This is a genomic window from Pseudarthrobacter sp. KH_020_B (assembly GCF_057840185.1).
The window spans coordinates 3,826,849-3,851,293 of the sequence record NZ_CM174506.1 but is presented as its reverse complement, the minus strand read 5'-3'; the positions used below and the strand labels follow the sequence as shown (position 1 = coordinate 3,851,293).

General features: G+C 65.0%; 20 protein-coding genes. 13 read left to right on the top strand and 7 right to left on the bottom strand.

The window, feature by feature from the left end; genetic code table 11:
* Positions 1-148 precede the first annotated feature (148 nt).
* The 4 genes from AC3IT0_RS17925 (at position 149) to AC3IT0_RS17910 (ending at position 4,577) form a co-directional block, all read left to right on the top strand.
* Positions 149-1,093 carry a carbohydrate ABC transporter permease gene (locus AC3IT0_RS17925; RefSeq protein WP_489321018.1) on the top strand — a complete coding sequence of 315 codons (945 nt, stop codon included), beginning with the start codon at positions 149-151 and terminating at the stop codon, positions 1,091-1,093.
* On the top strand, positions 1,083-2,033 hold the full coding sequence (locus tag AC3IT0_RS17920) for a carbohydrate ABC transporter permease (protein ID WP_489321017.1): 951 nt from the start codon (positions 1,083-1,085) through the stop codon (positions 2,031-2,033). Before AC3IT0_RS17925 ends, AC3IT0_RS17920 begins: the two co-directional genes overlap by 11 nt.
* 249 nt (positions 2,034-2,282) lie before the next feature.
* Positions 2,283-3,590: an ABC transporter substrate-binding protein gene (locus AC3IT0_RS17915; RefSeq protein WP_489321016.1), complete on the top strand. Its 1,308-nt coding sequence runs from the start codon at positions 2,283-2,285 to the stop codon at positions 3,588-3,590.
* 528 nt (positions 3,591-4,118) lie between these two features.
* Positions 4,119-4,577 carry a hypothetical protein gene (locus tag AC3IT0_RS17910; protein WP_489321015.1) on the top strand — a complete coding sequence of 153 codons (459 nt, stop codon included), beginning with the start codon at positions 4,119-4,121 and terminating at the stop codon, positions 4,575-4,577.
* Positions 4,578-4,645: 68 nt separating this feature from the next.
* Here the strand turns inward: AC3IT0_RS17910 and AC3IT0_RS17905 are convergent, their stop codons facing one another.
* On the bottom strand, positions 4,646-6,355 hold the full coding sequence (locus AC3IT0_RS17905; protein WP_489321014.1) for an HNH endonuclease signature motif containing protein: 1,710 nt from the start codon (positions 6,353-6,355) through the stop codon (positions 4,646-4,648).
* A gap of 355 nt (positions 6,356-6,710) precedes the next feature.
* Entirely contained in the window at positions 6,711-8,732 is a 2,022-nt protein-coding gene (locus tag AC3IT0_RS17900) for a beta-galactosidase (protein WP_489321013.1), read from the bottom strand.
* Positions 8,733-8,911: 179 nt separating this feature from the next.
* Between AC3IT0_RS17900 and AC3IT0_RS17895 the strand changes: the two genes are divergently transcribed.
* The 5 genes from AC3IT0_RS17895 to AC3IT0_RS17875 are packed head-to-tail and all read left to right on the top strand — an operon-like array spanning position 8,912 to position 14,023.
* Positions 8,912-10,195: an ABC transporter substrate-binding protein gene (locus AC3IT0_RS17895; RefSeq protein WP_489321012.1), complete on the top strand. Its 1,284-nt coding sequence runs from the start codon at positions 8,912-8,914 to the stop codon at positions 10,193-10,195.
* A 28-nt stretch (positions 10,196-10,223) separates the two neighbouring features.
* Positions 10,224-11,192: a carbohydrate ABC transporter permease gene (locus tag AC3IT0_RS17890; RefSeq protein WP_489321011.1), complete on the top strand. Its 969-nt coding sequence runs from the start codon at positions 10,224-10,226 to the stop codon at positions 11,190-11,192.
* Entirely contained in the window at positions 11,189-12,106 is a 918-nt protein-coding gene (locus AC3IT0_RS17885; RefSeq protein ID WP_489321010.1) for a carbohydrate ABC transporter permease, read from the top strand. The genes AC3IT0_RS17890 and AC3IT0_RS17885 overlap by 4 nt, the downstream gene beginning before the upstream one ends.
* A gap of 12 nt (positions 12,107-12,118) precedes the next feature.
* The gene (locus AC3IT0_RS17880) at positions 12,119-12,721 is read left to right on the top strand and encodes a Poxvirus protein I5 (protein ID WP_489321009.1); all 603 of its coding nucleotides are present in this window, start codon (positions 12,119-12,121) and stop codon (positions 12,719-12,721) included.
* Positions 12,722-12,763: 42 nt separating this feature from the next.
* Positions 12,764-14,023 (top strand): MFS transporter, encoded by a 1,260-nt coding sequence (locus tag AC3IT0_RS17875; RefSeq protein ID WP_489321008.1) that lies wholly within the window; start codon positions 12,764-12,766, stop codon positions 14,021-14,023.
* A 69-nt stretch (positions 14,024-14,092) separates the two neighbouring features.
* Here the strand turns inward: AC3IT0_RS17875 and AC3IT0_RS17870 are convergent, their stop codons facing one another.
* The 5 genes from AC3IT0_RS17870 to AC3IT0_RS17850 form a co-directional block, all read right to left on the bottom strand.
* Positions 14,093-15,343, bottom strand: coding sequence for a Gfo/Idh/MocA family protein (locus tag AC3IT0_RS17870; RefSeq protein ID WP_489321007.1), 1,251 nt, complete (start codon positions 15,341-15,343; stop codon positions 14,093-14,095).
* A gap of 133 nt (positions 15,344-15,476) precedes the next feature.
* A complete protein-coding gene (locus AC3IT0_RS17865) occupies positions 15,477-15,638 on the bottom strand; it encodes a hypothetical protein (protein WP_167349835.1) in 162 nt (53 codons plus the stop codon).
* Between the two features lie 25 nt (positions 15,639-15,663).
* Positions 15,664-17,061: an FAD-binding oxidoreductase gene (locus AC3IT0_RS17860; protein WP_489321006.1), complete on the bottom strand. Its 1,398-nt coding sequence runs from the start codon at positions 17,059-17,061 to the stop codon at positions 15,664-15,666.
* A 107-nt stretch (positions 17,062-17,168) separates the two neighbouring features.
* A complete protein-coding gene (locus tag AC3IT0_RS17855) occupies positions 17,169-17,633 on the bottom strand; it encodes an iron chaperone (protein ID WP_489321005.1) in 465 nt (154 codons plus the stop codon).
* A 107-nt stretch (positions 17,634-17,740) separates the two neighbouring features.
* The gene (locus tag AC3IT0_RS17850) at positions 17,741-18,766 is read right to left on the bottom strand and encodes a LacI family DNA-binding transcriptional regulator (protein WP_489321004.1); all 1,026 of its coding nucleotides are present in this window, start codon (positions 18,764-18,766) and stop codon (positions 17,741-17,743) included.
* A gap of 229 nt (positions 18,767-18,995) precedes the next feature.
* Here AC3IT0_RS17850 and AC3IT0_RS17845 point away from each other — a divergent pair, with 229 nt between their 5' ends.
* From AC3IT0_RS17845 to AC3IT0_RS17830, 4 genes are all read left to right on the top strand, one after another.
* The gene (locus AC3IT0_RS17845; RefSeq protein ID WP_489321003.1) at positions 18,996-19,352 is read left to right on the top strand and encodes an L-rhamnose mutarotase; all 357 of its coding nucleotides are present in this window, start codon (positions 18,996-18,998) and stop codon (positions 19,350-19,352) included.
* Positions 19,353-19,447: 95 nt separating this feature from the next.
* Positions 19,448-20,614: an L-rhamnose isomerase gene (gene rhaI, locus AC3IT0_RS17840; protein WP_489321002.1), complete on the top strand. Its 1,167-nt coding sequence runs from the start codon at positions 19,448-19,450 to the stop codon at positions 20,612-20,614.
* A 3-nt stretch (positions 20,615-20,617) separates the two neighbouring features.
* Positions 20,618-22,669 carry a bifunctional aldolase/short-chain dehydrogenase gene (locus AC3IT0_RS17835; protein WP_489321001.1) on the top strand — a complete coding sequence of 684 codons (2,052 nt, stop codon included), beginning with the start codon at positions 20,618-20,620 and terminating at the stop codon, positions 22,667-22,669.
* On the top strand, positions 22,666-24,144 hold the full coding sequence (locus tag AC3IT0_RS17830; RefSeq protein ID WP_489321000.1) for a rhamnulokinase: 1,479 nt from the start codon (positions 22,666-22,668) through the stop codon (positions 24,142-24,144). Before AC3IT0_RS17835 ends, AC3IT0_RS17830 begins: the two co-directional genes overlap by 4 nt.
* The last annotated feature ends 301 nt before the right edge of the window (positions 24,145-24,445 follow it).

The window sequence follows — 24,445 nt, the reverse complement described above, 5'->3', positions numbered from 1 at the left end:
AATGGATCGCCCCGTGCGATCAACCCAGACGTGGAGGGGCCACGATGACCAAAGGAGGCCACATGGCCGCTAGACACATACCCAGGACACCGCGCCCGGCAGGAATGCCGGCTGCAGCGGGTCCGCTGCCTGAAACGGAGTTGCCGCAATGAGTGCCATCAGTGAACTGAGCACCCTCAAGCGCCGCAAGGGCCCGATGACTGCGGAAGAGAAAAAAGCCAACGGCCGGGACAACAAGGCCGCGTACGTCTTCCTGCTGCCGTGGCTGGTGGGCCTTGTTGCCATCACCGTCGGCCCGATGCTGATGTCCCTGTACCTGTCGTTCACCGATTACAACCTGCTCCAGCCGCCGGAATGGGTGGGGCTGGACAACTTCATCCGTATGTTTGGTGACGCCCGCCTGCACAACTCGCTGGGCGTAACGTTCACCTACGTCTTTGTAGGCGTCCCGCTGCAGCTCGGTGTTGCGCTGCTGATCGCGTTGGTCCTGGACAAGGGCCTGCGCGGGCTGCCGTTCTACCGCTCGGTCTTCTACCTGCCGTCCCTGCTGGGCGGTTCCGTGGCTGTTGCCATCCTGTGGAAGCAGATCTTCGGCACCACAGGCCTGGTCAACCAGGCACTGGCCATGTTTGGCATCCAGGGGCCTGGCTGGATTTCCGATCCGAGCACCGCGCTGGGCTCCATCGTGCTGCTGCACGTGTGGACCTTCGGCGCCCCGATGATCATCTTCCTGGCCGGCCTCCGCCAGATTCCGGTGATGTACTACGAAGCAGCAAGGGTGGACGGCGCCAGCACGCTCCAGCAGTTCTGGCGGATCACGCTTCCCATGCTCAGCCCGATCATTTTCTTCAACCTGGTGCTCCAGATCATCGGATCCTTCCAGTCCTTCACCCAGGCGTTCATCGTTTCCGGCGGCAATGGCGGCCCGTCGGACTCCACGATGTTCTTCACGCTGTACCTGTACCAGAAGGGCTTCGGCCAGTTCGACATGGGCTACGCCTCGGCAATGGCGTGGTTCCTGCTGGTCATCATCGGTGTGTTCACCGCCATCAACTTCATCGCTGCAAAGTATTGGGTTTTCTATGACGACTAAGCTTGAGACGCTGCCCGCCCCGGACAAGAACAACGCCGGCGCCGGTAAGCCTACGAACCACCGCAAGCCCGTGAAGCGCCGCGAGTCCCGCGGCACGCTCGCTTTCAGCAGGGCTGCCCGCACCAAGGCACTGATCAAGCATGCCATCCTGATCCTCGCGGGCGGCCTCATGATCTACCCGCTGCTGTGGATGGTGGTCTCGTCCCTCCGGGCCAATGAGCTGATCTTCCGCGAGCCGGGCCTGTGGCTCAACACCCTGGAGATGAGCAACTACACGGACGGCTGGTCTGCGCTGACGCACCCGTTCGGCCACTACATGCTCAACTCGGCCATCGTGGTGATCGGCTCCATCCTTGGAAACCTGATCTCCTGCTCCATGGCCGCCTACGCCTTCGCGCGGCTCCAGTTCACCGGCAAGAAACTGTTTTTCGGCATCATGCTGCTGACCATCATGCTCCCGTTCCACGTGGTGATCGTGCCGCAGTACATCCTGTTCTCACAGATCGGCTGGGTCAACACGTTCTGGCCGCTCATTGTGCCGAAGCTGCTGGCCACCGATGCGTTCTTCGTGTTCCTGATGGTCCAGTTCATCCGCGGCATCCCGAAGGACTTGGATGAAGCGGCAAGGATCGACGGCGCCGGACACCCGCGCATCTTCCTGCGGGTTATCCTGCCCCTGATGGTGCCGGCCCTGGCCACCACCACCATCTTCACCTTCATCTGGACGTGGAACGACTTCTTCGGGGCCCTGATCTACCTGACGGATCCGGACATGTTCACCGTACCGGTTGCGCTGCGTGCCTTCGTGGATTCGCAGTCCGCCACCAGTTGGGGATCCCTGTTCGCGATGTCCATCGTGTCCCTGCTGCCGGTGTTCCTCGTGTTCCTCTTCGGCCAGCGGTTCCTCATCAAGGGCATCGCCACTACCGGTATCAAATAGATCCAGCGAAGCACCCTTGCTCCAGAGCCAGTGGCCTGTCCTTCGGGGACCGGCCACTGGCGTGTCCGCCTTGGCCTTGAGAAACAGGCCAAGAAAACACCTTGTAATACAAGTCATGCACTTGTAGTATGAGAGTTAAGAAAACGCTTTCTCGTTTACTTTCCCCAATAACCAGGTCAATGAAGATCGGAGTACCCAGTGGCGCTTTTTCACCGCACTGAGTCAGATGCCAAAAACCGAACGGCAGAGTTGCCATCCACCGGCGCACGCCGCCGTTTCCGCAAGACGGGCGTCGTTGCCGCGGCAGCCGCCGTCGTGCTTGCCCTGAGTGCCTGTGGTGGAGGAGCCTCCCCGCAGAGCGACGGCGGACCCGTTGAACTGCGCTTTTCCTGGTGGGGCAGCGACAAACGCGCCCAGCTGACGCAGGCCGCCATCGCGGCGTTCGAGGCCGAGAATCCCAACATCAAGATCAAGCCCGAGTACGGCGACTGGAGCGGATACTGGGACAAGCTGGCCACCCAGGTGGCCGCCAACGATGCCCCGGACATCATCCAGATGGACGAAAAATACATCACGGAGTACTCAACCCGCGGTGCGCTGCTGGATCTCTCCAAGTACGAGATCGACACGTCAAAGCTGGACGAAGCAGCCCTCAACGCCGGCAAGAGCGAGGATGGCCTGACCGGCATCGCCGCCGGCATCAACGCGGCCACCATCCTGGCCAACCCCGCGGTCTTCAAATCTGCAGGCGTTGAACTTCCCGACGACAAGACCTGGACCTGGGAAGACTTCGGCCGCATCTCCGCCGAACTCACCGAGAAGTCCCCGAAGGGTACGTACGGCTCAGCCGCCTACGGCACGGACGAGGCCTCGCTGGGAGTCTGGCTCCGGCAGAACGGCAAGTCCCTGTACACGTCGGACGGCAAGCTGGGCTTCGAGCCCTCGGACATCGCCGATTGGTGGGCTTTCCTGAAGCAGCTCAGCGAGAAGAAGGCTGTGCCGTCCGCATCAGAAGTTGTGGAAGCTGAGGCCGCAGCGCTTGACCAGAGTGGCCTGGCCACGGGCAAGAACGGGCTCGCCTTCTGGTGGTCCAACCAGCTGCCGGCCCTGGAGAAGGCTGCCGGAACAGAGCTGCAGATCCTGCGCTTCCCGTCCACCACCGGCAAGGCTGCCGACGCCCAGCTCTGGTACAAGGCATCCCAGTTCTGGTCGGCCTCATCGCGCACCAAGCACCCTGAGGAAACGGCCAAGTTCATCAACTTCCTTGCCAACAATGAGAAGGCCGGCGCCGCCCTGCTGGCCGACCGCGGCGTCTACCCCAACTCCGACGTCCGGACAGCCATTGCGTCAAAGCTGACGCCCGCTGATATCAAGGTGGTCAAGTTCATCGACCAGATCAAGGGCGAACTCGGCGAGGCTCCGGCCCCGCCGCCGAAGGGCGCTGGCGCCATCCAGGAAATCGTCAAGCGCTACACCTCCGAGGTCCTCTTCAACCGCCTGTCCACTGACGAGGCCGGCAAGAAGGCCGTGGACGAAATGAAGTCCGCGATCAGCTAACGCCCGCGCCGCCGTCGGACTCTTCCGGATGCAGCTTCTGTAGGAAGCATCAGCAGGATGCGCACGACGGCGGGAGGCAGCTACCGTCCCGGTTGGAACCTTTGGGTTCCGGCCGGGACGGCGGTGTTTTAAGGTCCGTGTACTGGGTCCTGCTTTTCCCGCAGCCATGAGTGCTAGACGGGTGCCGGTCCGCGTGGTCCACTGGGATCAATTCAATTCATTGGGGAGAACATGAAGGCATCCGCTTGGACCGCCGCTGCGGCAGCACTACTGATATTGACCGGTTGCGCAGATGGTGTGCCCAGCGGGCATCCGACGCCGAACACACTGGAAGTTAGTCCGCCCAGTGCCGTCCCCACTGTCGGTCCGACTTCATCCGCTCAGGCCTCAGGGGCGCCGGTTCAAGCGATCACCATCCCGCTGGGCAAGCAGAAGCAGACTGGTGTCGAGGCATGGCTGACGATCAGCGGCTTTTCCGGGCCTCCGGGTTCGGTAGTTACCTACGATGCCTCAGAGTCCGCAGGCGTCGTGGTCAAGTACGAATGGGATCTGGACGGCGACGGAAGCTACGACCGGACCACCACTGATCCTGTCCTCAAACACACTTACGAGGCAGAGTTTGAAGGAGTCATGATTCTGCGGGTGACAGGGATTGCCGGCGGCACCGACGTTTTGGAGACCCCCGTTTCCATAAGCACACCGCCGCCGTATCTGGCAGCAGCCTCAAACGTTCGTATCGAGGTTCTCTCTACGGTGGGGACGATCAGTGAGGTTAGAGTCACTTGGGAATCCAGTGACCCCGCGGTTTACAGATGGGGAGTGGCTATTGACGGTATCCCGGCAGGCATGCGTGAGGGATCGGTCCGCTCCGTGAACGTCACAGAGGTGCATCACGAAGAAGAAGTCCTGATAGAGGTCATTGGCTTCACAGCCGGCGGCGCTATGGGTGAACGGGCGGGCGCAGTCCTGGCCGCGGCCGAGGAGTAGTTCTGCTTCCCATAATTGCTGTGACGTGGGGTTCCCGCGCGCTGCAGTGATGCTTGTGCCGTGGCGTTTCATTCGCGTTGGGGCGGTGGGGGTGGTTTGAAGTAGTGGTTTTGCCGGGGTTTTTGGGTGGGGTCGATGTGGCGTGGGGGTGTGAACCAGGGGACGCCGTTGCGGGTGTGGATGGTCCATTGTTCTTTGTGGATCAGGTGGTGGTGATGGGAGCAGAGGAGGGTGCCGTTATCGGTGTTGGTGGGGCCGTTTTGTGACCAGTAGGTGATGTGGTGGGCTTCGCACCAGGGGGCGGGGACGGTGCAGTTGGGGAAGGTGCAGCCTTGGTCGCGGGCGGTGAGGGCGAGTCGTTGGGCGGGGGTGAAGAGCCGGGTTTTGCGGCCGAGGTCCAGGATTTCGCCGTGGGTGCCGAGGAGGACGGGGATGATGTCGGCGTCGCAGGCGAGTTTGCGGAGGGTGGCGGCGGCGACGGGCCCGGTGAAGACGAAACTGCCCGTGCCCGTGTCTTGGCTGCTCCCGTTTCCTGCCCCTGCCCCTGCCCCTGTGCCTGTGCCGGTGTCGGGGATGCGGTGGGGGAAGAGGTCTTGGTAGTTGATGGTGGCGAGGATTTGGGGGCGGTTTCCGCCTGTGGTGGGCAGTTGGTTGGTGGTGAGGGCGGCTTTGAAGGCGGTGACGATGCCGTCGAGTTGTTTTTGTGGCCGGCTCCGCGTGTCCAGGTCCACGTCGATGTCCTGCCAGACGTCCGTGTCCTGGCCGGTGTCGGGGCCGCGTTCGCCGGTTTCTGCGGTGTGGCTGGTGCGGGGGTTGGTGGCGGCGTTCATGATGGTGGCGAAGTGTTCGTATTGGTCGGTGGTGGCGAAGATTTCGAGGTGGTGCAGGCCGTGGCGGGGTTTGCGGATGAACGCGCCTTGGGTGTGGCGGAGTGCTTCTTCGGTGGGTTCGGCGCCGTCGGCGTCGATGGTGTCGGCCCAGCGGCGGGCGACGCGGGCGAGGAAGTCGGGGTCGGTGGTGGCGGCGGTGTGGGTGAGGTCGTGTTCGATCCGGTCCAGGGTTTCGGGGGTCGTCTGGTGTTTGAGTCGGTCCAGGGTGGCGCTGATGATGGTCCCGGCCTGGGAGGACACCACAGGCCCGGTCACCGAGACTGCCTGGGCCTGTTCGGGCAGGCTGGTGCTGGTGTCCGGGTTGTGTGAGCTGGTGGGGGAGAATGCTGCGGCGAGGTGTTCCCTGGCCGGAGGTATGGGGTCTCCGGTGAGGGTGGCGTCGGGCAGGATGGCGTGAGCGAGGTGGAGGCGGCGGTTCGCTTCCCGGATCGGGATCCGGAGCCGCTGCCGGAGGAACTCAGCGGTGGTCCGGCAACCGTCGTCGGCCGGGGATCCCGGAACCGTCCGCGTGGTCCCGGCGGGCCAGTTGGCGTCGGTTTCGTTCAGGGTTTCGGTGCCGTTGTCCCAGCCGGTGACCCAGGTCCGGGAGGTCCTGGCTGTGGCGGCGGCGGTGATGGCCTGGGGCCGGGTACGGTCCACGGAACCTGCTGAGAGGATTTGGAAGTAGTCCACGCTGCGGGAGAGTTCCTCGACCAGGCCCGCGCATTCGGCGGCCTCAGCATAGCCGGCCATCGCCAGCTGCTCCGGTGCGGCGGCGGCTGCAGCGTTGACCAACGCGATCGCCGCCCTCAACTCGGCGGCCGCTGGCACGGCCTGCAGCGGCACCGGCTGCGTCAGCACAGCAGTTTTACTGCCGTGCCCCGCGAGCTGATCCGTCAAAGCTTCCATGGCAATACTCTGCCGTGGGGGTCTGACATTTAAGCCGCAGCCGGACGCTTCGGCGGTGGAGACCGCCCCAGCGCACGAGGCGGCGCGCGTCAGAACGACGGTGGTACCGCCGTCGTCCGCGAGCTGATCCGTCAAAGCTTCCATGGCAATACTCTGCCGTAGGGGTATGACATTTAAGCCGCAGCCGGACGCTTCGGTGGTGGAGACCGCCCCAGCGCACGAATCGGCGCGCGTCAGCACAGCGGAAGTACCGCTGTGCCCCGCGAGCTGATCCGTCAAAGCTTCCATGGCAATACTCTGCAGTGGGGGTCTGACATTTAAGCCGGCGTCGGACGCTTCGGTGGTGGAACCCGGATCAGTCCTCCGCGATCACCGCAACCGAACCAGCCTCAACAGTCCCCTCAAACGGTGCGCCCGTCAGCAGGTCCACGCCGGCGGCGTCCACCGCCGCGGCTGAGCGTGAGTGGTTGATCGCGAACAGGAAGCTGCCGCCGTCGTCGGTCCGTCGACGGACGAGCTCCACGCCGCGGTCGGCGGTGGCAACGGGAGCGACGCCGGATTCGGCCAGCAGCCGGTCCACAAGCGCCTCGATGCCATCGCGGTCCGGGAACGTCGCGAGATACCAGGCGGCACCGGCACCTGATCCAACCGCATGCCGCGTCAGGGCCGGCACGCCCTCCAGCGGATACTCGGTGAAAGTCTGCACAGCCTCAGCACCCGCGAGGTGGACGTGTTCACTCCAGATGGTGGACACGCCGCCGTCGCCCAATTTCAATTGCCCGCCGGCCAGCAGCGGGTGGAATTCCTCCACGCTGATCCCCAGCAGCTCGCGGAACGCGCCGGGGTAGCCGCCCAAGCGGACGTGGTCCTGCTCGTCCACGATCCCGCTGAAGTACGTGACCAGAACCGTGGCACCGGCCCACGCGGCGGCAGCGATGTTGGCAGCGGCGGCGTCAGTCACCGAATAAAGCGTGCACACCAGGACGAGGTCGTAGCCCTCCAGCGACGCGGAAGGATGCACCAGATCCGCCGCGATCCCGCGCAGGAACAGCGACCTGTGGAAAGCCCGCAGCACGTCGAGATACTTCACGTCCTCGCTCGGTTTGGAGTCGATTTCGATGGCCCACCAGGCCTCGTAGTCGAACACGATCGCCACGCGCGATTCCACCCGCGAGCCGCGCACCGGTGCGAGCTGTTTCAGCGCAGCTCCGAGCTCCACCACCTCGCGCCACACCCGCGTGTCGCGGCCGCCGTGCGGGACCATCGCGGAGTGGAATTTCTCGGACCCGGCAAAGCTCTGCCGCCACTGGAAAAACATCACCGCATCCGCCCCGCGGGCCACATGGGCCAGTGAGTTGCGCAGCATTTCGCCGGGCATCTTGGGCTGGTTGCGCGGCTGCCAGTTGACGGCCGACGTCGAATGTTCCATCAGGATCCACGGGTCACCGCCCGCAATTCCCCGGGTGAGATCGGCGCTGAACGCGAGTTCGATCTGACGTTCGGGATCGGCAGCCACGAGGTAGTGGTCGTTGGCGATCACGTCCATGTCCTTGGCCCACTCAAAATAGTCCATGGCCTTCGTGGCGCTGGACGCCATCAGGTTGGTGGTGCAGGGGACACTCGGGGTGACCTCCCGCAGGACCGCCACCAGCTCGCGGTAGTAGTCCATCAGCGCCCACGAGTTGAACCGCTGGAAGTCCAGCTGCTGGCCCGGATTCAGCGTGGAAGGCGCGACTCCGGGCGGCAGGATCTCCCCGAAGGAACCGTAGTTCTGGGACCAGAACGCCGTGCCCCAGGCGGCGTTGAGCGCCTCGATGCTGCCATACCGGCGCTCCAGCCATGCGCGGAAGGCCGCGGCGTCTTCCACGCCGTAGAACTCGGAGACGTGGCAGCCGAGCTCGTTGTCCACATGCCATAAGGCGAGCGCGGGGTGGCCCTTGTACCGCTCGGCGATCACGCGGGTGATGCCGGTGGCATACCGGCGGTAAACGGCCGACGACGGTGTGTAGTGCCGCCGGGAGCCCGGCCCCAGCACGGTTCCGTCAGCCGTGACCGGCAGGATTTCGGGGTGTTTGCGTACCAGCCACGCGGGCGGAGCCGCCGTCGCGGTGGCCAAGGCCACCTTGATCCCGTTGGCGGCGAGATTATCCAGCACCTCATCCAGCCAGCCGAAGTTGTATTGGCCCTCGGCCGGTTCCAGCAGAGCCCAGGAGAAAATGCCCACGCTGAGGAAGCTGACGCCGGCTTCCTTCATGAGCTCCAGGTCTTCCAGCCGAACGTCGGCGGGCCACTGCTCGGGGTTGTAATCGCCGCCGTACGCGATCCCTTCCACGTTGCTCCAGACGCTGGCCGGGCCGGAATTACGCTGCACGCTCATGGGACTCCTTTGTCTACGGGATGGACTAAACGTACCTGAACCCGGATGTTTGGGAAAACGCTTGCCCAATGCCGGGAATACCGATATTGTATCGTTTCAGAAAGCGTGTAAGCCAACTCACAACTCGCGTTGTAATCATCGAAGCGATGGGCCTGCACATCACGAGCAAGGAGGCTCTCATGATCAACAGAAGGAATTTCCTCACTACCGTAGCCATCGGCACCGCATCCGCGGCAGCGCTGGCGGCCTGTGGCTCACCGGCCCCCAGCCAGACGGGTTCGGCGGAGAACCCGGTCACCATCAATTACACCTGGTGGGGCAACGATGACCGCGCCGAGCGGACCCGCAAGGCGATCGCCCTGTTCGAGGCAAAGAACAAGGACATCAAGGTCAACGGCAACTTCACGGACTTCGCCGGCTACTGGCAGAAGCGGGCCACGGAAGCTGCCGGCGGCGGCCTCCCCGACGTGATGCAGTGGGACCTTTCGTACCTCCGTGATTACGGCCAGCGCAACCAGCTCCTGGACCTGAGCACCGTGAAGATCGACACGTCGGCTTTCGAGAAGTCACTCCTGCCGTCCGGCCAGATCAAGGGCAAGACCTACGGCATCCCCACCAGCACCAACGCGTTCGCCGTCTACTACGATCCCGCCAAACTCGCCTCCCTCGGCATTGCAGAGCCGGACGGCACCTGGACCTACAAGGATTTCAACGCCTTCCTCACCGAGGTCGGAGCCAAGGGCAACGGCACACTCTTCGGGTCAACTGACTACACGTCCGTCTGGTGGATGTTCAACATCTGGCTGCGCCAGAACAACATTGAGGCGTTCACCGAGGACGGCAAGCTCGGCTTCACCAAGGACCACCTGAAGAAGTGGTGGAACCTGACCGGCGAACTCCGCGGTACCTCCGCCATCGTCTCCGAGGAGCGCGTGACCCAGCTGGCGCCCAAGTCACCCTTTGGCTCGAACGTGACGGCCACTGAAGTCACCTGGGATAACTTCATGGCAGGTTACCTCGGTGACAGCGGCGCCAAGGAGCTCAAGCTTGTCCCCGTTCCGTCCGATGACCCGGACAACCTGGGCCTGTTCCTGAAGCCCTCCATGCTGATGGTGGCCAGCGCCAAGACCAAGAACAAGGATGCTGCTGCCCGCTTCATCGACTTTATGGTCAACGATCCCGAGGTGGGCCAGATCTTCAAGACCTCCCGCGGTGTCCCGGCCTCCAAGACCCAGCGCGACGGAACCACCTTCGAAGGTACCGACAAGCTGGTTGTTGACTACGAGAAGTCCATCGAGCAGTACCTCAAGGACGCCCCCGAGCCGCCCATCGTCGGTTTCGGCACGCTGGAAGCGTCGTTCAAGCGGGTCAGTTCCGACCTCAACTACGGCAAGGTAACCGTGGACGGCGCCATTGACGCCTGGTTCAAGGAAGCCGAAGACCTCATCAAGCAGAACGCCTGATCCAGGCCCCAACTGACGGACTAATCTCGTGACCCAAAGCCCAATCCTGAGCCGGCGTTCGACGCAATCCGCTCCCACGCCGCCGCGCAAGCCGCGGCAGCTGAAATCAAAGCGGAGCGGTGCGGATGCCCGCGCCGGCTACACCTTCCTGCTGCCCTGGCTGCTGGGATTCATCGCCCTGACCGTGGGCCCGATGATCTCCTCGCTGTACCTGTCTTTCACCAACTACAACCTCTTCGAACCGCCCAAGTGGATCGGGCTGGACAACTACGCCACCCTGTTCCAGGACGAACGGTTCCTGCAGTCGGTGGGCGTGACGCTGTCCTACGTGGTCTTCGGGACGCCGCTGAAGCTGGCGGCGGCACTGGCGGTGGCCATGCTCCTGAACAGCAAGCGCAAGGGGCAGGGCTTCTACCGCTCCGCGTTCTACGCCCCGTCGCTGATCGGTGCATCGGTTTCCATCGCGATCGTCTGGAAGGCCATGTTCGGCGACTCCGGCCCCGTGGATCAGGGCCTGTCCTTCTTCGGGATCAACCTGGGCGGCTGGGTGGGCAACCCCTCCATGACCATGCCCATGATGATCCTGCTGACGGTCTGGCAGTTCGGTGCCCCGATGGTGATCTTCCTGGCCGGCCTCAAGCAGATCCCCGGTGAGCTCTACGAGGCAGCGTCCATGGACGGCGCTGGCCCGGTGCGGAAGTTCTTCAACATCACCTGGCCCATGCTCTCCCCGGTGATCTTCTTCAACCTGCTGATGGAAACTATCCACGCGTTCCAGATCTTCGCCTCGGCCTACATCATCTCCAACGGTGAAGGCGGCCCGGCCGGTTCCACCCTCTTCTACACGCTCTACCTGTACCTGCGGGGCTTCAGCGATTTCCGGATGGGCTACGCCTCGGCGATGGCCTGGCTCCTGGTGATCGTGGTGGGCATCATTACCCTGATCTTCTTCAAAACCTCCAAGTCCTGGGTCCACTACAGCGGTGATTCGAAATGACAATTATGGCAACCCCCAAGCAGTCGGCCCCGATGCTCCAGGCGGAGGACTACAACCCGAAGTCCGAGTCCGTCGTCGCCAGACGGATCAAAAGCCTGATTTTCCATGTGGTGGCGCTCGGCCTGACAGCCGTGGTCCTCTACCCGGCGCTGTGGATGGTGGCCTCGGCCTTCAAACCCAACGCCGAAATCGGCGGCGCCAACACGTCGCTGTGGTCGAACAACTTCAGTTTGGACAACTTCGTCACGGCGATGGACGGGATCGGCGGGGTTTCCACCCTGCAGTTCTTCACCAACTCCCTGGTCCTGGCCATCGGCGCGGTGGTGGGCACCATCCTGTCGGCCAGCGTCTCGGCCTATGCCTTCGCCCGGATCAAGTTCCCGGGCCGGAGCGTGCTCTTCGGCATGATGATCGCCACCCTGCTGCTGCCGTTCCACGTGGTGATCATCCCGCAGTACATCGTGTTCCAGCAGCTGGGCCTCGTCGACACGTACGTTCCGCTGCTCATCGGCAAGTTCCTCGCCGCTGACGCGTTCTTCGTCTTCCTGATGGTCCAGTTCATGCGCAACCTCCCGGGTGAACTGGACGAGGCAGCCCGCATCGACGGCGCAGGCCACGTGCGGATCTTCTGCTCCATCATGCTGCCGCTGATGAAACCGGCGCTCATCTCGACGTCGATCTTCTCCTTCATCTGGAGCTGGAACGATTTCCTGGGGCCGCTGCTGTACCTGAACACTCCCGAAAAGTATCCGCTGCCGCTGGCCCTGCGCCTGTTCGTGGACCAGACGCAGAGCTCGGACTACGGCGCCATGATCGCCATGTCCGTCCTGGCCCTGCTGCCGGTGCTGGTGTTCTTCCTGGTGTTCCAGCGCTACATTGTTGAGGGCGTCTCCACCCAGGGCCTCAAGGGCTGACGGATACAGAAAATGAGCATCATGGACAGCACCACACCCGCATCCGGCCGCAATGAACCCATCCCGGTAAACCGCTTCGCCCTGTTTTCCGAGACCCTCCTGGCCGGGCTGCTGGTGCTGGTGCTGTCCATCCCGCTGGTCACCATCCCCGCCGCGTACGCCGCCGGGATCGCCCACCTGGAACGCCACCTCGCCGGCCGCGACGATTCCCTGCGAGGCCTTTGGGGCACGTTCCGGTCCGCCCTCCCGGGCAGCTGGAAGCTGGGAATCACGACGGCGGGAGCCGCCGTCGTGATTGTCCTTAACCTGTTGCTCGCAACAGTGGGTCAGCTGCCGGGCAGTGCGGTTGTCCTTCCTGCCACGCTGATCCTGGCGGCGGCCGGAGCGGTCCTGCTGCTGCGCACCGCCGCTGCCTGGCGCGAGGGGACCTGGTCCGCGGCCCTCGACACCGCCAAGGCACTCTCGCTGCGTGACTGGACGGGCTCGCTCCTCCTTGCCGCGGCGCTCTTCGCGTCCGTGGTCTTTGTCTGGATGCTCGTGGCCCTGTTTGTGGTGGTGCCCGGCATGCTGCTCCTGGCCTCCGCCGCCGTCAAGATGCGGTCCAGCCGCGCCTAGCAAGTCTCTGCATTTCACCTTTACTACCGAGTTGAGCCAGACGTGTCTTCCGACAGCCCGCAGTCCGCAGAATCCCTTCAGACCTCCCGATCTCCGGTCCGCTGGTACCAGCCGCTGACGCAGCACAACTACCGCCTGTACATGGGCATGACCTTCGCCGGAAGCATGGGCGTGTGGATGCAGAGGCTCGCCCAGGACTGGCTGGTGCTGCAGCTGACCGGGAGTCCGGCCGCCGTCGGGATCGCCGTGGCGCTGCAGTTCCTGCCGATGCTGGTCATCGGTCCGCTCAGCGGCCTGCTGGTGGACATGTTCCCCAAGCGCAGCGTCATGATGGTGTGCCAGTCCGTGATCGCGCTGCTGGCCCTGGGGCTGGCGGTCTGGGACGCCGGCGGAAGCATCACCGTGTGGGCTGTGTACGGAAGCTGCATTGCGCTGGGGGTGACGTCCGCCGTCGACGGTCCGGCGCGCCAGGTTTTCATCAACGAAGTGGTGGGCGACGCCGGCCTGAGGCCCGCCATCGGAGTCAACAACGCGATCGGCCAGTTTGGCGCCATGGTGGGACCGGCCCTGGGCGGAGTAGTGATCGCCCAGGCCGGATCCGCCGCCGCCTTCGCCGCGAACGCCCTGCTTTCCGTGCTGGTGCTGGTCATGATCGCCGCTGTCCGGCCGGCACTCCTGCACCTCACAGCCCCTGCATCTCGGGGACGCGGACAGCTGCTGGCTGGCTTCGGGTACGTCCGGGAACGGCCATCGCTGCTGCTGATCATTGTCCTTGCCGGCCTGCTGGGGGCCTTTGGCATGAACGGCCCGGTGGTGCTGACAGCCTTCGCCGAGCGGGTGTGGCACAACGGGGCGGCGGGGTTCGGCCTGTTCAACACCGTGGGTGCCGTCGGGGCCCTGTCAGGTGCGCTGCTGGCCGCGCGGCTCAGGACCCTGGGCCGCAAGGGAATCGTGGCCGCAGCCGGACTCTTTGGGCTTTCGCAGCTGGTTGCCGCGCTGATGCCAAACCTGGTGGCTTTCACCGTGATGCTTGCCGTGGTGGGCCTGATGACCCTGGTCTTCCTGACGAGCGCCGCCACGGCCGTGCAGGTGGAGGCGGGCCCGGAAGTCCGGGGGAGGGTGATGGCGCTTTACCTGCCGTTGCTGCTGGGCGGGCATGCTTTGGGTGGCCTGCTGGCGGGCTGGCTCACGGAGGAATTTGGCGTGCGGACAGGCCTGGTGGTCACCGGTGCGCTGGCCATGCTGTCCGCGGCCGTCGTGGGACATTTGTTGTGGCTGAATTCGCGGCGCTCCCGGCAGTGACGCCCGTCCGTTCCTACCTTGCCCGGCGTCCGTCAGCCAGCCGGTCAACCACCCTGCGTCAGGGCGCCATTAGGCGCGGGCAGCCCAGGGAAGCCCGAGTTCGCTGAAAGTGGCGTGCTCCCGCGTGGCGCGCTCCAAGGTTTCATCGATCCCCACCACCACGGCGTGTGCCGCGTCTCCGTCGCCGTCCCACCGCACATTTTCCGGCCCGATCAGAGTGGGCTCCGGCGCCGTCCGGATGGCCTCGAGGACCAGCATAAAAGCGCCGCTGTCCTCGATTGGGCTGATTAGCTCGGCACCCCAGTTGCGGTGGGCGATCAGGTTTGCGGTGAGGTCGTCCCGGCCGTAGGTCTTCTCCGTCTGTCCGGCCGGAGTGCTCACCACGAGGCGGTCCTCGGTGTAGTGGAATACTGCCTTGCCGGCTGAGCCCTGGACGGTCACGTACGGTTCCACGGATTCGCTGGCGCAGATGGTCAGGGCGCAGGTGATGGGCAGTCCCGTCGCGGTGCGGACCCGGATCACCGATGTGTCGTCGGATTCGATGTCGTTGGCGCGGTACAGGTCTGTTTCCACGGACGTGACGTCGGCCGTGGTCCGGGCGCCGGCGATCCGCAGGGCGGTTGCCACGGCGTGGGCCAGCGGGTTGGTGGCCACGCCGTCAACAACATCAACGCCGTCGATGCTTCGTTTCCCGGCCCAGCGGGAGCGCTTGAAATAGGCCCTGTCGCGCACCCAGCGGCCGGTGGCCGAGATGCCCTCGACGGTGCCGATGGTGCCGTTGGCGACGAGTTCCTCGATGGCCGCAAGGGCATGCGAGCCCAGGCTCTGGAAACCGATCTGCACGCTGCGCCCGGACGCCTGGGCGGCGTCGCACAGGATGTTGAAATCGGCCAGCGAAGCGACCGGGGGCTTCTCCAGATACAGGTCCGCTGTTGTGGCCAGGGCGGCGAGGCCCAGCGGGGCGTGGGTCTGGATGGGGGTGGCCACGATGATCATTGCCAGGTCCGGGGTGGCAGCCAGCAGGTCGGTGAGTCCCGGGAAAATGGCGGCTGTATCGGGCACGGACCCCGGGGCCGGCGGCTGGGGATCGGCTACCGCTACGAGTTCGACGACGCCGGCAGCCTGGAGGCGTTCGAGGTTGCGCAGGTGGTGCGTGCCGAAGCCGTGGAACCTACCAGCGCCACGCTCGCCGCTGAAGCCGCATGTCCGGGCTGGCCGGACTGTGACGCGGCCGAAGGTGGTGTTGTCATGGGGCTCCGTTCCTGCCCCGGAGGACACTAAGGGTTGGGCAAGCGCTTTCCCGACTCCAGTTTGCAGCATAACCACCGTGATAGTCCAGTGTGTATTGCGACCTGGTCGCACGACCGGCCCTGCCCCGCATGAGCGGTGCTGCCCAGCACCGTACATGCGGGGCAGGGCAGCTGTTGTTCCCGGCGGAGGGGTGGCGGACCCGCTACATGCCCAACGGCGCTGCCCAGTTGCCGTTCCGGCCGCCACTGCCGCCTTCCTGGTACTTACCGCAGCGTGTGCAGCGCCGATAGCGGCCGCCGTCGTCCGTGGTTTGGATGTGCCAATCGTGGCGCAGGTTCATCTTGCACAGCAGGGTTTTGAGCATGATGTTCTCCGATCCAATAGCGGGGTCATCCGTCAGGCCTGATGTTCTGGTTGAGCTTGAAGAAGTTCGTGGGATCGTAGGTGCGCTTGAGTGCCTTGAGCCGGTCGTACTTGGCGGCGCCGTATGCGTGCCGCACGCGCTCCTGACCCTCTTCCATCAGGAAGTTCACGTAGACGCTGGTGTGGTGGGGCGCCAGGGCTGACCAATAGTCCCGGGCCCACTGGCGCTCGGCGGCGAAACCATCGGCGGTCCTGCTGTTGCCGTTGATGTTGAACGTGAACCCGGCCTGGCGGCCGTTGAACGCGGTAGCATCGTCGTCGATCCTGGCCACCGCGCCGCCCATCTGCCACAGGGCGACGCTGGTGACGGGCGAGGTGATGCGGCTGCCGTGCTCCACCACGACGTCGATGACGTCATCGCTGAGGGCCGCGACATCACAGGACCTGACGTAGTAATGCCAGCCGTGCGGGAACGACGGATCAAACGTCCTCTGATGCTCAAGGAACAGCTTGGGCCGGCACAGATCGAGCACGGGCGAACCGAATTCCTTGAGCGGCCGCAGGACCCGTTCGCCGTCCTCGACCGGCCCCGCGTAGCAGGCGGTGACCGCAATGACGAGTTTGCCCACGAGGTCTGGCGGGACGATCGGCAGCGCCGGCGCCCTCCGCTGCACGGCGATGGTCGTGAGCTCGTCAGGGCAGTCCGCGATCCAGTCCCGGTAAAAGCGGAGCACTTTGGGGGCATCTTCCATGGGCCAGAAGACCGGGCCGGCCATCACGTACGGGCCCAGTGGGTTCAGCCGGAACTCGAAGTCGGTGACGATGCCGAAGTTCCCGCCGCCGCCCCGCACGCCCCAGAAGAGGTCGGTGTTCTGATGCTCGCTTGCCCGGACCAGCTCGCCGTCGGCGGTGACCACGTCCACGGACAGCAGCTGATCGATCGTGAGTCCATACTTCCGCATGACCCAGCCGATGCCGCCGCCCAACGTCAGGCCGGCAACCCCGGTATGTGTGACGATTCCCGACGGAACGGCGAGGCCGAACTCCTGCGTCTCGCGATCGAGTTCGCCGAGCAGCACACCGCCTTGGACGCGGACCGTCTGCGCCTCGGGGTCCACCCGGATGCCCTTCATCGGGCCCAGATCGATGAGCATGCCGTCGTCGCAGACTGACAGTCCTGGGAAGCTGTGACCGCCTCCGCGTACTGCTGCCAGCAGGTCATGCGTCCGGGCCAGCCGGATGGCAGCGCGTACATCTGCGACGCCGGTGCAGCGGGCTATGAGGGCGGGACGGCGGTCAATCGACCCGTTCCACACCTTGCGGTGCTCGTCGTATCCAGCATCGTCCGGGCGAACGAGTTCGCCCCGAAACGATGTCTGTAACTCGTCGACAGCAGCGCCGTCGATCTCCGTCCTTTGTGCCATGGGACTCACGGACCTCTCGCTCTTCCAGCAGAGTCCCACCGCTGGCACGAACTGGCAAGAGGAAATTGCGGGAGCTCGGGCGCCCCCGTCCTGGGCAGGCTGGGCCGCTAGCTGACAGCCTTCTTCACGAGCTCGACGATCTTCGCCTCATCGGCGGCAGTGATTTTCGTCAGGGCGTAGGAGGTGGGCCACATGTTGCCCTCATCGAGGTTAGCGGGGTCGCTGAATCCGAGCGTCGGGTACCGTGCCTTGAATTTGTCGGCGGGTTGGAAGAAACAAACCACCTTGCCGTCCAAAGCGTAGGCAGGCATCCCGTACCAGGTCTTCGGCGCGAGCTCCGGCGCGTTGCCCTTGATGATGGCATGCAGCCGTTCGGCGATTGCGCGGTCCGAGTCCGACATCTCGGCGATCTTCCCGAGCACATCGCTTTCGCCATCCGGCTTGGTGGCGCGGGCACCCTTTCGCGATGCGGATTTGAGCTCCTGGGCCCGTTCCTTCATTGCGCCGCGTTCGTCCGCATCGAAGCCGTCGTACGACTTGGCGCTCGTGCCGGTCTCGTTTGTGTCCGTCATTGCGGGTTCCTTCCTTGGCGGCCTCTTGGGGTCCACGCTAGTGTCCGGGCGTCAAGGAGGCTTCTCGAGAACTGCTCGAATCCAGAACCGCGCGAAGCCGGAGATCCCTAGCCGGCGGAGGATCCCTTCGCCGGGGCGGTGCTCTGCCGGACCACCAGTTCGGGGGTGAAGATGACGGCCCGGTGCTTTGGGTTGTCGGACTCGAGTTCCTCGGCCAGCAGCTCGATGGCTGTGCGCCCCAGGGCCGCGGTTGGCTGCCGGATGGAGGAGAGGGGGACGACGGCGGAGACGGCGAAGTCGATGTCGTCGTACCCGATCAGCGCAATGTCCTCCGGGATCCGCAGGGTGTGAGTCATGGTCAGGGACTGCATCACGCCGAGGGCCAAGAGGTCGTTGGCGCAGAAGATGCCCTCCGGCAGGTCCCCACGCTCCACGAGCATGTTGGCCACGCTTCGGCCTGCAAGCACTGTTTGTCCGTCGGAGTCGAGGACCTCCAAAGTGGCGTCGGGCTCCTCCTTCACGGCACGTTCTGCGCCCTGGAGTCGGTCCGCCACCTGGCGGATGGACGTGGGGCCACCCACAAAGGCGAGCCGACGGCGGCCGGTGTCCAGCAGGTGCCGCGCAGCGAGGTACCCGCCGGCGTCGTCGTCCACCGAGACGGAGCTGTACTTGCTCTCATCGGCGAGCCGGTCCACCAGGACGGTGGGGACACCGCGTTCACGGAGCTGGTCGATGCGGGCGGTGACGTCACCCACGGGCGAGATCAGAAGACCCTGCACACGCTGCTCCTGGAAGAGGTCGATGTAGTTGGATTCCCGGCTGGCGTTGTGGCCGCTGTCGCCCAGCAGTACGGCGCTGCCCTGGAGCGCCGCGGCATCCTCCGCGGCGCGGACCACCGACGTGAAGAAGGGGTTGCCGACGTCGAGCACGATCAGCCCGATGGTCCTGCTGTGGCCGGCGCGCAGCTGGCGGGCGGCGTCATTGCGGACGAACCCGAGCTCATCGATGGCCCGCAGCACGCGGTCTTTGGTCCGCTGCGAGACCCTGTCCGGGTAGTTCAGGACGTTGGAGACCGTGCCCACGGCCACGCTGGCGTGGTTGGCGACATCTTTGATGCTGGCTGAGCGATTCATGTTTCTCCGTGCTGATTTGCCGTGTGCGGTCCTTTTCCCGGCTTCAGTAACAGCTGCCCGCCCCAACTGGGTAGCGCTATCTGTCGTTATGAGCCTCCAAAACGACAGATAGCGCTACCCAGTTGGGTGAGCGGGCCGGGAAAATTGCTTGACACCTACTTGTCTCAAGGGTACTTTGAATCGTACTAATGAAACGATTCAAAGCAGAGAAAGTTCAGGAGAGTCGCAGATGAGGGTGTGTTTCCGCTCTTCGGTCCAGCCGCAGCTGATCGACGAATATCGACGGCGGCACGCGGCTGTGTGGCCGGAAATGCTCCGGGCGCTCCAGGATGCGGGCTGGCACAACTACTCGCTGTTCCTGGGCGCGGACGGGCTCCTTATCGGGTATCTCGAATGCGACGACTTCGACGCCGTCCGGGCCCGGATGGCGCTGACCAAGATCAATGCCCGCTGGCAGGCCGAGATGGCCTCTCTTTTTGACAGTCCAGAGAACCCCGACCAGGTGCCCGACGAAGGGTTCCAGGTCCTTGAGGAAGTCTTCAATCTTGACGACCAGCTCGCGGCGGCGGAGTCCACCAGCAGCTGACGCACTGGCCCGTTGGCAGGCCAGAAATACGAAGACGACTTCACAACAGACCACAGCACAACAGGCCAATTCACGAAAGACCGGGAAGAACCAACATGAACGACGTAGCAACGGCGCTGGGCAGGCTCGGAGAGCTTGCCATCGAGGTCCCTTCGTGGGCCTATGGCAATTCAGGCACGCGGTTTAAGGTGTTCGGCACGCCGGGCACCCCGCGCACGGTGCAGGAGAAGATCGCGGACGCCGCCAAGGTCCACGAGCTGACCGGTCTGGCCCCCACGGTGGCCCTGCACATTCCCTGGGACAAGGTGGATGACTACGCGGCCCTGAAGGAATACGCGGCTGGCCTGGGAGTGGGCCTGGGCACCATCAACTCCAACACGTTCCAGGATGACGAGTACAAGTTCGGTTCCCTGACGTCGTCGAACGGGTCGGTGCGGCGCCGGGCCATCGCCCATCACCTTGAGTGCATCGAGATCATGCACGCCACGGGCTCGCAGGACCTGAAGATCTGGCTCGCCGACGGCACCAACTACCCGGGCCAGGACGATCTCCGCGGACGCCAGGACCGGTTGGCCGAGTCGCTGCAGGAGATCTACGCGGGACTGGGCGAAAACCAGCGGCTGGTCCTGGAGTACAAGTTCTTCGAGCCGGCTTTCTACCACACCGATGTTCCGGACTGGGGTACTTCGTACGCGCAGACGCTGGCGCTGGGTGAGAAGGCGATGGTCTGCCTGGACACCGGCCACCACGCCCCGGGCACCAACATCGAGTTCATCGTGATGCAGCTGCTGCGCCTTGGCAAGCTGGGCTCGTTCGACTTCAACTCCCGTTTCTACGCGGATGACGACCTGATTGTGGGTGCAGCTGATCCGTTCCAGCTGTTCCGGATCATGTACGAGGTCATCCGCGGCGGCGGCTTCGGAAAGGATTCCGGTGTGGCCCTCATGCTGGACCAGTGCCACAACCTGGAGGAGAAGATCCCGGGCCAGATCCGCTCGGTCCTGAACGTCCAGGAAATGACGGCCCGCGCCCTGCTGGTGGACACCGCGGCACTGGGCGAGGCGCAACGCACCGGGGATGTCCTGGCCGCCAATGGCATTTTCAACGATGCCTTCTACACCGACGTCCGGCCCATCCTGGCCGATTGGCGTGAATCCCGCGGCCTGCCCGCGGGCCCGATGGCCGCGTTCAAGGCCAGCGGCTACCAGAAACAGATCAACGAGGACCGCGCGGGCGGCCAGCAAGCCGGATGGGGCGCATAAACAATGACTGCACAGAAATCAACCAACACGACTGTTGAAGACCTGATTTCCCGTTCCAACCGCCTCGGCGCGGACAAGCGGAACACCAACTTCGCCGGCGGCAACACTTCCGCGAAGGGCACCGAAAAGGACCCGGTAACGGGCGAGGACGTCCAGCTCCTGTGGGTCAAGGGCTCCGGCGGGGACCTCGGCACGCTGACGGCCGGGAACCTCGCCGTGCTGCGCCTGGACCGGCTGAACGCCCTGAAGAACGTCTACCCGGGCGTGGAGCGTGAAGACGAGATGGTGGCCGCTTTTGATTACTGCCTGCACGGCAAGGGCGGCGCCGCGCCGTCGATCGACACCGCGATGCATGGCCTGGTGGACGCCGCCCATGTGGACCACCTGCACCCGGATTCGGGCATCGCGATTGCCACCGCGGTGGACGGTGAGGCGCTGACCTCCAAGGTCTTCGGCAACAAAGTGGTGTGGGTTCCCTGGCGCCGTCCCGGGTTCCAGCTGGGCCTGGACATCGCAGCGATCAAGGACGCCAACCCGCAGGCCATCGGCACCATCCTGGGCGGACACGGCATCACCGCCTGGGGCGACACCAGCGTAGAAGCCGAGGCCAACTCGCTGTGGATCATCGAGCAGGCCGAGAATTACATCGCGGAGAACGGCAAGTCCGAGCCCTTCGGTGCCAAGCTCGCCGGCTATGGCGCACTTCCGGAGGCCGAGCGGAAAGCCAAGGCCGCCGCCCTCGCACCCGTGATCCGCGGCCTGGCCTCCACGGACAAACCGCAGCTGGGGCACTTCAGTGATGACGCCGTCGTACTCGAATTCCTCGAAGCCGCCGAGCACCCGCGCCTCGGCGCGCTGGGCACGTCCTGCCCGGACCATTTCCTGCGGACCAAGGTCAAGCCCCTGGTCCTGGACCTGCCCGCCGACGCCTCGATCGAGGACTCCATCGCCCGGCTGAAGGAACTCCACACCGCATACCGCGAGGACTACCAGGCCTACTACGACCGCCACGCGGACGCCGACTCACCCGCATTGCGCGGCGCGGACCCGGCCATTGTGCTCGTCCCCGGCGTGGGTATGTTCTCGTACGGCGCGAACAAGCAGACCGCACGGGTTGCCGGCGAGTTCTATATCAACGCCATCAACGTGATGCGCGGCGCCGAGGCCATCTCCAGCTACGCGCCGATCGAGGAATCCGAGAAGTTCCGGATCGAGTACTGGTCCCTGGAGGAAGCCAAGCTGGCCCGCCTGCCGAAGCCGAAGTCGCACGCCTCCCGCATCGCACTGGTGACGGGGGCTGCGTCGGGGATTGGTAAGGCGATCGCCACGCGCTTGGCGTCCGACGGCGCGTGCGTCGTGATTGCCGACCTGAACCTGGAGAACGCACAAAAGGTCGCCGCGGAACTGGGCGGATCCGACGTCGCCATCGGCGTCCAGGCCGACGTGACCGACGAAGCCCAGATCGCCGCTGCCATCAACGCGGCCGTACTGGCGTTCGGCGGCCTGGACCTGGTGGTCAACAACGCCGGCCTGTCCATCTCCAAGCCGCTGCTTGAAACCACCGAAAAGGACTGGGACCTCCAGCACAACGTCATGGCCAAGGGCTCCTTCCTGGTCTCCAAGGCCGCGGCGAAGGTCATGATCGCCCAGGACATGGGCGGGGACATCATCTACATCTCCTCCAAGAACTCCGTGTTCGCCGGCCCCAACAACATCGCCTACTCCGCCACCAAGGCCGACCAGGCGCACCAGGTCCGGCTCCTCGCGGCGGAACTGGGCGAATACGGCATCCGCGTCAACGGCATCAACCCCGACGGGGTGGTCCGCGGCTCCGGGATCTTCGCCGGCGGCTGGGGCGCGAAGCGCGCGGCGGTCTATGGCGTGGACGAGCAGGAACTGGGCAAGTACTACGCCCAGCGCACCCTGCTCAAGCGCGAAGTCCTGCCCGAGCACGTGGCCAACGCCGCCGCCGTGCTCACCAGCAACGAACTGTCCCACACCACCGGCCTGCACATCCCCGTGGATGCCGGTGTGGCCGCAGCCTTCCTGCGATGATGGGCGAGCCGGTGGTCGAGCTTGTCGAGACCAAGGAGACCCTTCGGAGCTCGGTGTTCGCCGCCGTCGACATCGGTGCCTCCTCCGGCCGGGTCATCCTGGGCCGGGTCAGCGGTTCCAGTGTGGAGCTGGAAACCGTGCACCGTTTTCCCAACGGTGTGGTGGAGCTCGACGGCGGCCTCCGCTGGGATTTCGACGCCCTGTTCGCGGAGGTTCTGGCAGGGCTCGCTGCCGCGGCGCGCGTCGCCGGGGAACACGGCGAGTCGATCACCAGCATCGGCATCGACACCTGGGCGGTGGATTACGGCCTGGTCAACGCCGCCGGGGAACTGACGGCCCAGCCGTACAGCTACCGCGATGACCGCAGCCGTGCCGCCGTCGCGCCCGTGCATCAGAAACTGGACCCGGCCCGGCTCTACGACACCACGGGCCTGCAGTTCCTGCAGTTCAACACGCTGTACCAGCTGGCCACCGAGCGGGACCTGGACGGTCTGCAGGCGCTGCTGATCCCGGACCTGATCGCCTTCTTCCTGACGGGACAGCGGCGCACGGAATCCACCAACGCCTCCACCACGGGCCTGTTCGACGCCGTCGCGGGGGAGTGGGCCACCGAGTTCCTCACCGCCCTGGGCCTGCGGCAAGACCTATTCCCGCCGCTGATCGAACCCGGCGAAACGATCGGCACCCTGCTGCCCGAAATCTCGACCAGGGTGGGACTGCCGGCCGGCACCACGGTGGTGGCCGTCGGCTCGCACGACACCGCCTCCGCCGTCACCGCCGTCCCGGCTGTGGAGGAGAATTTCGCGTACATCTCCTCCGGCACATGGTCCCTGGTGGGGCTGGAACTGAAGCATCCGGTCCTGACCGAGGCCAGCCGGGAAGCGAACTTCACCAACGAGCGCGGCGTGGACGGCACCATCCGCTACCTGCGCAACATGGGCGGACTTTGGCTGCTCAGCGAATGCCAGCGGACCTGGGCCGCGGAGGGCTTCACTCCGGAACTCGCTGATCTGCTCGATGCCGCCGCGGCGCTGCCCCCGGGCGGGCCGCAGATCAACCCCGACGATTCCGCCTTCATCGCCCCGGACAACATGCCGCACCGCATCCGCGCCACGGTCCGCCATACCGGGGACCTCCTGCCCGATGACCCAGCGGCAATCACGCGTTGCATTATGGACAGCCTCGCCACGGGCTACGCGCGGGCCATCGCGGATGCCGAACGGCTCGCCGACCGCACCGTGGACGTGGTCCACGTGGTGGGCGGCGGCTCGCAGAACGGGCTCCTCTGCCAGCTCACGGCCGACACCACCGGCAAAAAGGTAGTGGCCGGGCCAGTGGAAGCGACCGCCGTCGGGAATGTCCTGGTCCAGGCCCGTGCCGCCGGGCACGTCGGCGGTGGGCTCGCGGAACTGCGCCGCCTGGTGGTGACATCGCACGAGCTGCAAACGTTCACGCCCCAGCTCTCCCGGCTGTAACCACCCAACACCCCAGTGCCCACTCGCCAGCGCGAAGGGACACTTGAGGCCCCCAGCCGCGGCGCGAGGGGTCACTTGAGGCCCCCGTGCCCCGGCGCGAGGGGTCACTTAAGCCCCTTGGAACCTTGTCCCCTTGGGTGCGGGGAGCGTGTCACGCGGAGCGGATTTTTGGGGGATGGCCGACGGCGGGAGGCCGGTTTTGCGGGGGAGGGGGACCGCGGGTGGGCCGAAAGCGTGCCGTGCGTGACGCCGTCGTGCGTTGCCGGCGGGATTCAGGGCCCCAAGTGTCCCTTCGCGCCAA

Excerpts from the sequence above, each read along its gene's own strand:
- AC3IT0_RS17920 (WP_489321017.1), top strand. The coding sequence starts at position 1,083 with ATGACGACTAAGCTTGAGACGCTGCCCGCCCCGGACAAGAACAACGCC.
- AC3IT0_RS17925 (WP_489321018.1), top strand. The coding sequence starts at position 149 with ATGAGTGCCATCAGTGAACTGAGCACCCTCAAGCGCCGCAAGGGCCCG.
- AC3IT0_RS17870 (WP_489321007.1), bottom strand. The coding sequence starts at position 15,343 with ATGCTGCAAACTGGAGTCGGGAAAGCGCTTGCCCAACCCTTAGTGTCC.
- AC3IT0_RS17900 (WP_489321013.1), bottom strand. The coding sequence starts at position 8,732 with ATGAGCGTGCAGCGTAATTCCGGCCCGGCCAGCGTCTGGAGCAACGTG.
- AC3IT0_RS17865 (WP_167349835.1), bottom strand. The coding sequence starts at position 15,638 with ATGCTCAAAACCCTGCTGTGCAAGATGAACCTGCGCCACGATTGGCAC.
- AC3IT0_RS17885 (WP_489321010.1), top strand. The coding sequence starts at position 11,189 with ATGACAATTATGGCAACCCCCAAGCAGTCGGCCCCGATGCTCCAGGCG.
- AC3IT0_RS17895 (WP_489321012.1), top strand. The coding sequence starts at position 8,912 with ATGATCAACAGAAGGAATTTCCTCACTACCGTAGCCATCGGCACCGCA.
- AC3IT0_RS17850 (WP_489321004.1), bottom strand. The coding sequence starts at position 18,766 with ATGAATCGCTCAGCCAGCATCAAAGATGTCGCCAACCACGCCAGCGTG.
- AC3IT0_RS17860 (WP_489321006.1), bottom strand. The coding sequence starts at position 17,061 with ATGGCACAAAGGACGGAGATCGACGGCGCTGCTGTCGACGAGTTACAG.
- rhaI (WP_489321002.1), top strand. The coding sequence starts at position 19,448 with ATGAACGACGTAGCAACGGCGCTGGGCAGGCTCGGAGAGCTTGCCATC.
- AC3IT0_RS17845 (WP_489321003.1), top strand. The coding sequence starts at position 18,996 with ATGAGGGTGTGTTTCCGCTCTTCGGTCCAGCCGCAGCTGATCGACGAA.
- AC3IT0_RS17855 (WP_489321005.1), bottom strand. The coding sequence starts at position 17,633 with ATGACGGACACAAACGAGACCGGCACGAGCGCCAAGTCGTACGACGGC.
- AC3IT0_RS17830 (WP_489321000.1), top strand. The coding sequence starts at position 22,666 with ATGATGGGCGAGCCGGTGGTCGAGCTTGTCGAGACCAAGGAGACCCTT.
- AC3IT0_RS17880 (WP_489321009.1), top strand. The coding sequence starts at position 12,119 with ATGAGCATCATGGACAGCACCACACCCGCATCCGGCCGCAATGAACCC.
- AC3IT0_RS17835 (WP_489321001.1), top strand. The coding sequence starts at position 20,618 with ATGACTGCACAGAAATCAACCAACACGACTGTTGAAGACCTGATTTCC.
- AC3IT0_RS17905 (WP_489321014.1), bottom strand. The coding sequence starts at position 6,355 with ATGGAAGCTTTGACGGATCAGCTCGCGGGGCACGGCAGTAAAACTGCT.